General features: G+C 70.4%; 10 protein-coding genes. 7 read left to right on the forward strand and 3 right to left on the reverse strand.

Annotated elements, in window-relative coordinates; translation table 11 throughout:
- Nucleotides 1-32: 32 nt before the first annotated feature.
- On the forward strand, nucleotides 33-707 hold the full coding sequence (gene mnmD, locus HCC78_RS13070) for a tRNA (5-methylaminomethyl-2-thiouridine)(34)-methyltransferase MnmD (RefSeq protein ID WP_172329229.1): 675 nt from the start codon (nucleotides 33-35) through the stop codon (nucleotides 705-707).
- A complete protein-coding gene (locus HCC78_RS13075; protein ID WP_172329230.1) occupies nucleotides 704-1,585 on the forward strand; it encodes a DMT family transporter in 882 nt (293 codons plus the stop codon). The genes mnmD and HCC78_RS13075 overlap by 4 nt, the downstream gene beginning before the upstream one ends.
- A 65-nt stretch (nucleotides 1,586-1,650) precedes the next feature.
- On the opposite strand, the gene HCC78_RS13080 is transcribed toward HCC78_RS13075, so the two are convergent.
- Nucleotides 1,651-3,588 carry a lytic transglycosylase domain-containing protein gene (locus HCC78_RS13080; protein ID WP_172329231.1) on the reverse strand — a complete coding sequence of 646 codons (1,938 nt, stop codon included), beginning with the start codon at nucleotides 3,586-3,588 and terminating at the stop codon, nucleotides 1,651-1,653.
- A 181-nt stretch (nucleotides 3,589-3,769) separates the two neighbouring features.
- Here HCC78_RS13080 and dapA point away from each other — a divergent pair, with 181 nt between their 5' ends.
- Both dapA and HCC78_RS34470 read left to right on the forward strand, forming a co-directional pair.
- Nucleotides 3,770-4,642 carry a 4-hydroxy-tetrahydrodipicolinate synthase gene (gene dapA / locus HCC78_RS13085; protein WP_172329232.1) on the forward strand — a complete coding sequence of 291 codons (873 nt, stop codon included), beginning with the start codon at nucleotides 3,770-3,772 and terminating at the stop codon, nucleotides 4,640-4,642.
- On the forward strand, nucleotides 4,639-5,130 hold the full coding sequence (locus HCC78_RS34470; RefSeq protein ID WP_172329233.1) for a TrmO family methyltransferase: 492 nt from the start codon (nucleotides 4,639-4,641) through the stop codon (nucleotides 5,128-5,130). The genes dapA and HCC78_RS34470 overlap by 4 nt, the downstream gene beginning before the upstream one ends.
- A gap of 106 nt (nucleotides 5,131-5,236) precedes the next feature.
- Here HCC78_RS34470 and HCC78_RS13095 read toward each other — a convergent pair whose 3' ends face one another.
- Together HCC78_RS13095 and HCC78_RS13100 are read right to left on the reverse strand one after the other, a co-directional pair.
- Nucleotides 5,237-6,025 (reverse strand): peptidoglycan-binding protein, encoded by a 789-nt coding sequence (locus tag HCC78_RS13095; RefSeq protein ID WP_172329234.1) that lies wholly within the window; start codon nucleotides 6,023-6,025, stop codon nucleotides 5,237-5,239.
- A gap of 88 nt (nucleotides 6,026-6,113) precedes the next feature.
- On the reverse strand, nucleotides 6,114-6,545 hold the full coding sequence (locus HCC78_RS13100; protein ID WP_172329235.1) for a hypothetical protein: 432 nt from the start codon (nucleotides 6,543-6,545) through the stop codon (nucleotides 6,114-6,116).
- A gap of 199 nt (nucleotides 6,546-6,744) precedes the next feature.
- Between HCC78_RS13100 and smpB the strand changes: the two genes are divergently transcribed.
- From smpB to HCC78_RS13115, 3 genes are all read left to right on the forward strand, one after another.
- Nucleotides 6,745-7,218 (forward strand): SsrA-binding protein SmpB, encoded by a 474-nt coding sequence (gene smpB, locus HCC78_RS13105; RefSeq protein ID WP_172329236.1) that lies wholly within the window; start codon nucleotides 6,745-6,747, stop codon nucleotides 7,216-7,218.
- A 201-nt stretch (nucleotides 7,219-7,419) separates the two neighbouring features.
- Nucleotides 7,420-8,271: a 3-mercaptopyruvate sulfurtransferase gene (sseA, locus tag HCC78_RS13110; RefSeq protein ID WP_172329237.1), complete on the forward strand. Its 852-nt coding sequence runs from the start codon at nucleotides 7,420-7,422 to the stop codon at nucleotides 8,269-8,271.
- Between the two features lie 116 nt (nucleotides 8,272-8,387).
- Nucleotides 8,388-9,782 (forward strand): aminotransferase class I/II-fold pyridoxal phosphate-dependent enzyme, encoded by a 1,395-nt coding sequence (locus HCC78_RS13115; RefSeq protein WP_216671144.1) that lies wholly within the window; start codon nucleotides 8,388-8,390, stop codon nucleotides 9,780-9,782.
- The last annotated feature ends 1,778 nt before the right edge of the window (nucleotides 9,783-11,560 follow it).

Raw genomic sequence — 11,560 nt, forward strand, 5'->3', positions numbered from 1 at the left:
GATTGCAGCCGGGTCGACCCTTAGGACATCCGATGACTGATCACCAGCAGGCGGAGATCACCTGGCGCGACGGCGCCATCCCGGTCTCGCGCCGTTTCGACGACCCGTATTACTCGCTGGAAAACGGCTGGGCCGAGACCGCGCATGTGTTCCTGGCCGGAAACGGCCTGCCGGAGCGGCTCCGCCCCGGTTTCCAGGTGGCGGAACTGGGTTTCGGCACCGGGCTGAACCTGCTGGCCTTCTGCCGGATGGCGGCCGAGGCGAACCTTGCCGGTCCGGTGCGCTATGCCAGCTTCGAGCTGTTCCCGATGTCCGCAGACGACATGGTCAAGGCACTGGCGCATTTCCCGGAGGCGGCGGAACTGGCCGCGCCGATGATTGCCGCGCGCGAGCAGGACATGCGGGTCTGGACCATGGGCGAGGTCGAAGTCGAGCTGATCCTCGGCGATGCGCGCGGGACCGTGCCGGACTGGAACGGCAGGGCCGATGCCTGGTTCCTCGACGGCTTCGCTCCGGCGCGCAATCCCGAGCTCTGGGAACCGGCGCTGCTGGCGGAGGTCGCGCGCCATACCGCGCCGGGCGGCAGTTTCGCCACCTACACCGCGGCAGGTGCCGTGCGCGCCGCGCTGGCGGAGGCAGGCTTCGCAGTGGAACGCGTCCAGGGCTTCGGCCGCAAGCGCCACATGACGGTCGGAACGCTCGCATGAACCAGAACACCGCCCTTGGCATCGGGATCATGATCGCCGCCTGCTTCGTCTTCTCGACGCAGGACGGCTTCTCTCGGCTGCTGGCCAGCCAGTACAGCGTGCTGATGATCGTAATGATCCGCTACTGGGCGCATGCCGCCTATGTGCTGGTCCGCGCCGCGCGCCAGCCCGGCGGCATCCGCGCCGTGGCCCGCACCCGCCAGCCCGGGATGCAGATCCTGCGCAGTTCCGTGCTGACCGCCGAGATCTGCCTCGCCATCGCCAGCTTCACCCTTGTGGGGCTCGTCACGCATACCGCGCTGTTCTCCGCCGGGCCGCTGCTGGTCACCGCGCTGTCGGGGCCGATCCTCGGCGAGAAGATCGGCTGGCGGCGCTGGACCGCCGTGGCCGTCGGCATGTGCGGCATCCTGGTGATCATCGGCCCGGGCAGCGAAATGTTCGGGCCGCTGGCGCTGATGCCCCTGGGCTCGGCCTTCCTCTTCGCGCTCTACGGCGTGATGAACCGCTATGTCGCGCGGCAGGACAACACCGATACCAGCTTCTTCTGGACCGGGATCACCGGCGCGGCGGTGATGACGCCGATCGGGCTCTGGGCGTGGCAGCCGATGGATGCGGCCGGCTGGGCGGTCATGGCGGTGCTGTGCTGCACGGCGATCCTCGGCCACTGGCTGTACATCCGCTGCTACGAGGTGGCGGAAGCCAGCGCGATCCAGCCCTTCGCCTATTTCCACCTGCTCTTTGCCTCGATCGTCGGCATCGTCTTCTTCGCCGACCCGCTGGTGCCGCGGCAGGTGCTGGGCGCGGCGGTCGTGGTGGGCGCGGGCATCTTCACCTGGTGGCGCGAACGCCAGCGCGCCGCCCTGCCCCGCCGCCTCTGACCCGGCCTCTCCGCCCGCACGGGGGAGGGGCCCGGGGAGGGGGCATCCCCCTCCCCGCCCGGCCGTCAGCGCGCCTTCAGCGCCTCGGCAAGGCCCAGCGGCTGCGCCTTGCCCGACAGCCGCGCGCGGTAGGGCGCCATCGCCTCCATCACCCGCATCACGTAGTTGCGGGTCTCGCGGAACGGAATGTGCTCGATCCAGTCCACGGCATCGACCGACGGGTCGCGCGGATCGCCGTAACGCTCCATCCATTCCCGCGGCCGCCCCGGCCCGGCATTGTAGCCCGCCGCGACCAGCGCGGTATTGCCGCCGAACTCGTCGCGCAGGTGCTGCAGATAGGCGCTGCCGAGCTTGGCGTTGTAGACCGGATCGGTGGTCAGCCGCGCGGGCTGGTACTGCTCGCCCGCCTCGGGCGCCATCATCTTCGCCGTGCCCGGCATCAGCTGCATCAGCCCGCGCGCGCCGGCATGGCTGATCACGGTATGGTTGAACTCGCTTTCCCGCCGCGCGATCGACAGTGCCAGCTCGGGCTCCACGTCCGGCGTGCGCCGCGTGTCGAGCCGCATCACCGGGAACAGCGCCTTGTGCAGGTCGTAGCCCATGGTCTGGGCCCGCTTGCCGATCTCCAGCTCGACATGCGGCGAACGCAGGAGTTCCAGCCGCGCGGCCATCGACCCGATATCCTCGCGGCTCAGGCTCTCGGCCAGATGCGAGAAGAACCGCGCCGCCAGCCGCAAGTCGCCAGCCTCGAAGATCGTCACCCCGGCCTGGTAGACCGGCGAGGCGCGGAAGGGCGCGCGCACCCCGTCGGGAAACGCCTCGCCCCCCGCCAGGCGCGGATCGGGCGCGATGCCGCCGCGCTCGGCGGCGAGCTGGCCGTAGAAGGTCGTCTGGTACTGCGCGCCGAAGGCATAGGCCTCCTTCGCCTGGTCCGGCTCGCCCAGCGCTTCGTAGGCACGGCCTTCCCAGTACCCCGCGCGGCCGAGCGAGATCGGCGTCGAGACCGCCGCCTTCAGTCGCTGGAAATGGTCGAGCGCCGCGCCGGCCGAATCAAGATAGCGCAGCGCGATATAGCCCGAGAGCCATTCGAGATCGGCATAGTCCCCGCCCGCCTTCAGCTGGTGGCCGGAGGCGACCAGATAGGCGTCGCGGTAATCCTTGTCGCGCATCAGCTGCCGCGCCAGCCGCCGCCGGTAATCCGCCCATTCGTCGGGATGGCCCAGGGTGGCGGCGGTCTTAGACTGCGCCCGCATCAGTTCGGCCGTCTCGGCATAGCGCCCGCGCCGCATCCGCCAGGCCATCCGCTCGAAGGCGAGGCCGGGATCGGATTGCAGCTCGTCCGGCACCCGCGCGATCAGCCCGTCCACCCCCGGCACGTCCTGGCGCAGCCCCTTGCGCGCCTCGGCCAGCCGCTGCCAGCCGGGCCCGACCAGCGGCATCATCCGTTCCGCCTCGCCCCAGGACCCGCGCCACAGCAGCGAGTCGAGACGCTCGGCGTGATGCGGCGCCAGCAGCGACCGGAACCGCCCGAGCCAGAGCGCCTCCTGCTCCTTCGAGAAGCTGAGCTCCGTCCAGGCCCGCACCAGCGTGTCCTCGGCTCCCTGCTCGCGCCCGGCCCCGGCCAGCGCCAGTGCCAGCCAGTAGGAGCCGTTCGCGGTCTGGGGATCCTCGCTGGCGAAATATTCCAGCACCTGCGCCTGCGGCACCTGCGCATCGATCGCCGTCTCGCCGCGCGCCCGCAGGAACGGGATGCCGGGCCAGTCGGCATGCTGCTCCAGGAAGCTGCGGTATTCCCCGAAGCTGGCCCCCGAGGTCGGGGAGCGCAGCTTCTGCCATTCGATCACCGCCGGCGCATAGGTGCCCTCGCCGCGCGCAAGCCGCGCCGCCTCGTCCCACTGGCCCCTTGCGGACGCGTCCAGCGCATCCTTGAACGATGCCCAGCCCGGCCCTGCCGTCGCCACAGCCGCGACCAGGGCCAGCGCCAGCGCCCATGCCCGTGCCATTTCTGCACCCCTGTCCGTGATTTCCTTCCGCGCGCACCCTACCGCGCCCGGTGCCGGAGGCAAGTCACGTTTCATTCCTGCCGCGCCCGGACATGTTCCTCTGCCGCCCGCCTTGGCATTGGCGGACGGGACGGCTAAAGCACGGGCGGATTCGACACACCGCAACGCAAAGGAGCGCATCATGATCAAAGGGTCCATTCCAGCCCTGGTGACGCCGTTCAAGGACGGCAAACTGGATCTGGATGCGCTGAAGAAGCTGGTCGAGTGGCATATCGCCGAAGGCTCTTCGGGCATCGTTCCCGTGGGCACCACCGGGGAAAGCCCGACGCTCAGCTATGACGAGCACTACACCGTCGTCGAGGAGGTCACCAGGGCCGCCGCCGGGCGCGTGCCGGTGATTGCGGGCGCAGGCTCGAACAGCACCGACGAGGCGATCGAGTTCTCGCGCCATGCCGAGAAGGTCGGCGCCAGCCACCTGCTGATCGTCACGCCCTACTACAACAAGCCGACCCAGGCGGGCATGATCGCGCATTTCGCGGCGATCCACGACGCCTGCGGCCTGCCGATCATCATCTACAACATCCCCGGCCGTTCGGCCGTGGACATGACGCCCGAGACGATGGGCGAGCTGGCCAAGCTGCCGCGGATCATCGGCGTCAAGGACGCGACCGGCGATCTCAGCCGCGTGCCGAAACAGCGCATCACCTGCGGCAAGGACTTCGTCCAGCTCTCGGGCGAGGACGCGACCGCGCTCGGCTTCAACGCCCATGGCGGGACCGGCTGCATCTCGGTCACCGCGAACGTGGCGCCGAAGCTCTGCGCCGAGTTCCAGGCGGCGACGCTGGCGGGCGACTATGCCCGCGCGCTGGAGCTGCAGGATCTGCTGATGCCGCTGCATATCGCGATCTTCCTGGAGCCGGGCGTGGCCGGGGCGAAATACGCGATGCACCGGCTCGGCCTCTGCAGCGAGGAGGTCCGCCTGCCGCTGGTCCCGGTGACCGGCGGCGTGCGCGCGAAGATCGACGCCGCGCTGGAGCATGCGGGGCTGCTGTGAGCGACGAGATCCGCCCCGGCGAGGAACAGCTTCCCTTCGATCCGGCCGACCGGATCGAGGCGGGGCTTAGCTTCGTCGGGACGATCCGCTCGCCCTGGTCCAAGGGCGGCTGTCCGCGCAACATCTCGCGCGCCCGCGAAACCGGCAAGGGCGCGCGGATCGAGCTGTGCCCGGGCTACGGGCGCGCGCTTCTCGGCCTGAAAGTCGGCCAGCCGGTGATCGCGGTCTACTGGATGCACCGCTCGCGCCGCGATCTGGCGGTGCAGGCCCCGGGCCATGCCGACGGCCCGCGCGGCACCTTCGCGCTGCGCTCGCCGGTGCGGCCGAACCCGCTGGCCATGTCCACGGTGATGATCACCAGCCTTGACGCCGAAGCGGGCGTGATCGGCATCGACGCGATCGACGTCTTCGACGGCACGCCGCTGATCGACCTGAAGCCCTGGCTGTCCACCGTCGACCTGCCGCCGGGCTGGACACCGGACACCTGACACCGGCAGGACAGCGCCCGCTTGCGCTCGGAAGGACCGGCGGAGACGCGGCTGCGGCGTCCCGCGGCGTGGCGGACCGCTCCACCGGCCGCCTGCCCCTGCAGCATCAGCCCCGCAGCGCCGCCCATGTCAGCGCGCCCGCGATGCCGTCCGTGTCCAGGCCCGCAGTCCGCTGGAAGGCCTTCAGCGCCGTCTCGGTGGCCGGGCCGAATTCGGCGTCGATGGTGATCGCAGCGCCCTGCGCGATCAGCAGCTGCTGAAGTTCTATCACCGGCGAGCCGAAGGAGCCGCGGCGCAGCACCGGATCGGTTCCGCCCTGCCGTGCAGCCACCATGATCGCCTGCCGCTTCGCCAGCGCCGTCTTCGCCTTGCGCAGGTAGCCCGCCCGGTCCTGCAGCCCGCGCCTGCCGCCGTTGACCAGTTCGGTCACCGCGATCAGGTCGTCCGCGTCGCAGCGGGCGTTGATGTCCCGGCTCTTCCAGTATTCGCAGGCGATCCGCAGCGAGGTCACCGGCCGTGCCGCGACATGCGGTTCGTCTTCCAGCGGCAGCCCCAGGCGCTCGCCCATCTGGCGGTAGTTCGCCCGCCCGGTCAGCTGGATCAGCCCCCGCCCCTTGTAGCGGCGGCCGTCGCCCTTTTCGGAATTGCCCAGATCCTTGCGCCCCTCATAGGCCGCGCCTGAGGCGAATTCCTCGGTCGTGCGGAAGCCGGCGCATTCATGCGTCACCTGCCCCATGAAATGCGCGATGCGCAACGGGGTGTCGATGGCATAGTCCCGCAGCACGGATTCGAAATCCCCGGAGATCGCGCCGACGATCTCCTTCTGGCGCTGCGCGAATCGCCCCGAGAAGTTCGGGGCGACCTCCAGGATGAAATCTCCGTCCACCGGGATCATGGCCTGCTCCTCCGCCTCCCTGTCCGGGAGCCAGAGGACGCCAGGCCCGGGCGGAAATCAAGCGCCGGCGTCAGCCCAAGCGCCAGCGTCAGCCGCTGACGCGCAGGATCCGCTTGACCGGCTGGCGCGGCCTGGCCCCGGCCGCTGCGGCGGCGGCAGCGCCTTCCGCGCCCGGCTTTGCGGTCTGCAGCAGGCGGCGGGCCGCCATGCGGGCGGCTTCGGACCGCGCCGAGGCTGGCGGCCGCATCAGCGAGAATTGCTTGCACGGATGCCGGATCTCGCTGATGTAGCGCATTTCCGCAGGGTAATCGACGCCGACCAGCATGTCGCGCGGATCGTGGTCGATATGGATCGTGGCAAGCTTAGCCTGGCGCACGGCCTTGACCATGTGGCCGGTGACCATGCCCTGGCCCAGGACAAGCACGCCGAATTGGACCTTGCACCTGATGGCTTCGTCGAGGAGCCGCTGGGGCCAGTCCTCCATGGGCGGAAGCTCGCGCCCGTATACCTGATCAATCATGTCCAGCCTCGCTCAATCGTCATGAGACATGGGGGCTATCGCAGGACAAGGTTGAGAATAGCTCAATTTCTCGGGCCTCACCTAGGCCGAAACATGGCGGATTTTACCGAACCATGGCGGAATGCCGGCGGAAATGCGGCGGCCGCGGCGCGCGAGACTCCTTTTCAACCGGCCCCGGGCAGCCTATATCCCGCTTCCCATGGCAAAACCGAAATCAGACCCGAACTACAAGGTGATCGCGGAGAACCGCCGCGCGCGCTACGACTATGCGATCGAGGACGACATCGAGGTCGGCATCATGCTGCTCGGCTCCGAGGTCAAGTCGCTGCGCCAGGGCGGGTCGAACATCGCCGACAGCTATGCCAATGTCGAGGACGGCGAGCTGTGGCTGATCAACGGCTACATCGCCCCCTACGAGCAGGCCAAGACCTGGGGCCACGAGGAGCGCCGCAAGCGCAAGCTGCTGGTCTCCAAGCGCGAGCTGGCGCGGCTCTGGTCGGCGACCCAGCGCGAAGGCATGACGCTGGTGCCCCTCGTGATGTATTTCAACCACAAGGGCATCGTGAAGATGAAGATCGGCATCGCCAAGGGCAAGAAGACCCAGGACAAGCGCGCCACCGAGGCCAAGCGCGACTGGGACCGCCAGAAGCAGCGGCTGCTGCGCCACGGCTAGGCCCCGACGCGCGGGACCGGCCGGTGCGGCACGGCAGACCGGTCCGGCCGGAAAAATGCCCGCAAGTTCGGCGCTCTGCCCGGGAATGGCCGCCGTGCCGCAGGATAGCGGTCCGTTTCTGCGATGCAGCGACTCCGGGGCCTTGTGCGCGGCGGGCCATGCCGGTACCCCTTTGCGAGAGGCGGAGTGTGGAAGGCGGACATGGCTGAGAGCGACCCCAAGACCCTGGTGACCACGGACTGGCTGGAGGACCATCTGCGCGATCCGGATCTGAGGATTCTGGACGCTTCCTGGTACCTGCCCGGCGACGAGCGCAACGGCCGCGCCGAATACGAGAAGGCGCATATTCCCGGGGCGCGGTTCTTCGACATCGACGAGGTCTCCGACCTGCGTTCGGAGATGCCGCACATGGCGCCGCCGATCGAGAAATTCATGTCGCGGATGCGCAAGATGGGCGTCGGCGACGGGCATCAGATCGTGGTCTATGACGGCTCCGGCCTGTTCTCGGCGGCCCGCGTCTGGTGGCTGTTCCGGCTGATGGGCAAGTCCGACATCGCGGTGCTGGACGGCGGCTTCCCGAAATGGCTGGCAGAGGGCCGCGAGGTTGAGGACCTGCCGCCGATCGTGCGCGACCGCCACATGACCGTCAGCCGCCAGAACCACCTGATCAAGGACGTGACCCAGGTGGCCGCGGCCTCCAAGCTCGGCGATTACGAGATCGTCGATGCCCGCGCGCCCGCGCGGTTCGAGGGCAAGGAGCCCGAGCCCAGGCCCGGCCTGCGCTCCGGGCACATCCCGAATTCGAAGAACCTGCACTACCGCCTCGTCCTCAACGAGGACGGCACCATGAAGGACCCGGCCGCGCTGCGCGCCGCCTTCGAGGCGGCCGGGGTGGACCTGTCGAAGCCCGCGATCACCACCTGCGGCTCGGGCGTCACCGCCGCGATCCTCAGCCTGGCGATGGAACGGATGGGCAAGACCGACCATGCGCTCTATGACGGTTCCTGGGCCGAATGGGGCATGTATGACGGGCTCGCCGCGGCCACCGGCTGATCCGGCTGTCCGGGCAAAATCCTTAGACTTCTAGGCATCGGGGCGGGGCTACACCCGCCCTTAACGCCCGCCCGCCAGATTGCGGCCGTATTGTGGCAGTAAGCGGTTGGTCTTGAATGGGCAGGTTGCTGGGGACCTGGAACGGTCCCTACAGGCATTTGGACGATCCCGTGCGGATCGCCTTCGACGGCGGGTTCCGCAAGGACGCGCTCGACCTGTCCGGCGCCCATGTCCTGACGGAGGCCCGCCAGCTGCGCGGCTTCGATTCCGTGGCCGAGATGCGGCGGCGGCTTGCCCGGCGGGACGGCTTCCTGCGCCGGGCTGACGACCCTCTGGGCGACGGGGCCTTCCATGTCGCGCTCCATGACTACCTGATGACAGACAACCTGCTGGAAACGCCGCGCAGCGCAACCGCGACCACAGCGGGCGGGCGCGGCGCGATCGGCCTTGCCCTGGAGATGCTCCGCCGCCTGCATCCCGAGACCACGATCTGGCTGCCGGATCAGGGACGCCGCTGGCAGGCCGACATGGTGCGCCGGGCGGAGCTGAACCTGCGCTTCTACCCCTATTCAGACGGCAGCACGCTGCTGCGCGAGCGGATGCTGCAGGTGCTGGAGGCGGCCGCGCCGGGCGACGTGCTGCTGCTGCAGGCCTGCGGCCACGACCCGACCGGCCTCGACCTGACGGAGGAGCTCTGGGCCGCGCTGACGGCGCTGTGCATCGAAACCGGAACGGTGCCGCTGATCGACCTCGCCTATGCGGGCCTCGCCGCCGGGCCGGAAAAGGACGTGGACGGGCTGCAGGGCATGCTGATGGCGGTGCCCGAGGCCTTCCTGGCGGTCAGCTGCTCCTGGAGCTTCGCGCTGCATGGCGACCGGACGGGGATGCTGCTGGTCCAGGCGGAGACGCCCTCCGAGGCGGAGGAGGCGCAGGCGTTGATGGCCGAGCTGAATGCCGCCGCGATCGGCGCCCCGCCGCGGGGCGGCGAGCTGATCGTGACCGACCTGCTCTTCAGCATCGAGCTGCGCGCCGGCTGGGAGGCCGAGGCAAGGAAGCTGCGGATGTCGCTGGGAGAGACCCGGGCAAGGCTTGCCGACGCGCTGGCCGGTGCGACCGGCGAGGACCGCTGGGGCGCGCTGGCCACCGGCAGGGGGCTCCATGCCCAGCTCCCCCTGGCCGGTCCGCGGCGGCTGCGGATGTGGACCGGCCACGGGATCATGATCGCGGAGGACGGGAGGATCAATCTCTCGGGACTGGACGCGGCAGCCATAGACCGGATCGCGGCCGCGGTCGCCGACTGCCTCGCCGCCGCGGAAGAGGAGCTGGAAAGCGGCGGGGAAACAGGGATCCCGGAGCTCGACGCCTTGCTCGTTGAGGAGCCCTTGCCGGAAGACGAAGCTGCACCGGAGAGCGGGGCCGATGGCGCGCCCGAACCGGAGGCAAAGCGCGGCTTCCGCCTCCGGCCGCGATGGCTGCCCGGATTCCGCGGCGGCCGCAAGAAGAGCGCCTGACGCGAAACCGCCGGACCGGTGAAATTGGCAGGACCCGCCGGCGGAGGTCGCCTGCGGGGGCGAGGCGCCCGGAGCAGCCCCACTCGGACCCGGATGGGACGCCGCTGGCGTCCACCGGAAGACAAGCGGCATGTGCAATCACCGGCATGGCGCCCAGCCCAGAGCCACTGCGATGAGCCGGGATCACGCTTGGCACGGGAAGACCTGTCCGGCCGACCCATGGACCTTTCTGCACGCCTGCCCGCACGGGCAATCGATATGCAGGGCGCGGCGACGTTGCAGATGATGGTGGCGTCCGCGGCCGTGGAGCAGCTCATGATATGTCCCGCGCTGGCTGTCTGGCTGCGCCGGCCGGACCCGCTGCGCGGCAGGCAGGACGGCGCGGCTCGCTGGCCAGCGCAAAGGGGTCGGGCGCGCCGGACCGTCCGGTCCCGGCCTGCGCCATCGGGATCGCTCCGGCTGGCCGACGGACCGCCGCCACACCGGAGAGCTAGGGCAGGACGGCCGGGGCGCGAAGGGCGCTCCGGACGCAGGCAGCGTCGCCGTGCCGTCCGCGCACGCAGCCAGGCTTGCGCCCCGCAGCCTTGGCCGCTGCCGAGCCGGGATAGCCTTGCGGGCCGACACATCCTCCCCCGCCGCGTCCCTGAGTACGGCCAGATTCGGGCGCATCCGGTCGTCCGCCAGCAGCCGGGCCCTTGCCGTGCCGCGGTCCGGCCGGGCGAAGGCGGCAAGGGCCGGGAAGCGATCCAAGGGTTCCCTCTTCCGGCCGCCACGGTGGCGGTTCCCGCCGGCATATGCCGGGGCATTGCGCAGAATATGCAGTGGCGCATGGCCACCACCGGTCCCGGACCAAGGCCCGCTGCAGCGCTGCAAAGTCGCGGAGAGCATGCGCGCCGCCGGCCTGATGCCCTCGCGGGCGGCGGACGTCGCCAGTTTGCACGCCGGACCGCGGCTGCGGAGATCGCGCAGGAGGGAACTGGGACCGAGGTGCCAGTGGCGCCGCGAAGGTTCTGCAGGGGCCCAGCTTCGGAAGCGCCGACGGCCATGCCCGGCACCCCGCGCCAACTATTCCTGTCAGCGCCCGCCACCAGCGCAGCGGCGACGCTCGCGCTCCGGCTGCTCCGGCACAGCTCGATATGGGCGGCGCCGATCCGTGGCCGAATCCTCCGCCTTCGGTCAACCGCGCCGGTGCACCCGCCATGAGCCATTCTTCCGGGCCGACGGCGGAGGATGGCCCGGTTCCCGCACAGGCAGCTGGCCCGGATCTCCGGGATCACGGTCCCGCCCATGGCCCGGACCGGGCCACCGCGCGCGCCGCGAAGCCATGAGCTCAGGCCTCGCGGATCCCCGCCGCGGGAGGCCGCCTGCCTTGCCGATCCCGTGGCGGCCGCAGACGCATGCCCTGCGGCGCGCCGCGGCCCGGGGGCGGACTGGCCCGGACGCAGGCGCGGGATGCGGCGCCGAGCGCAGCCTGTCCGGGCCTGCCGGTCCCTGCCGCAGCCGCCGTTCCGCCTCAACCGGCACCGGTGCCTCGCCGCCGATCCGCCGGACCAGCCGGACCAGCCGGACCAGCCGGACCAGCCGGACCAGCCGGACCAGCCGGGAAAGGCCGGAGTCCGTCGGGCGCCCAGCGGCAAGGCGTCGGCCGCATGGGGCGGCCACCCCGCCCGGCGGGCCGCCGTCGCGCCGTCTCTGCGAGCGCTCGCAGCGCCGTAATGAAGCTAGAGACGGGGCGCCGTCCCGGGGTCAGGCTGGCCCAGCGATCCGCCCCAGACGCC

The sequence above is a fragment of the Mangrovicoccus sp. HB161399 genome, assembly GCF_013184745.1.
In the GTDB taxonomy this organism is placed as follows: Bacteria; Pseudomonadota; Alphaproteobacteria; order Rhodobacterales; family Rhodobacteraceae; genus Mangrovicoccus.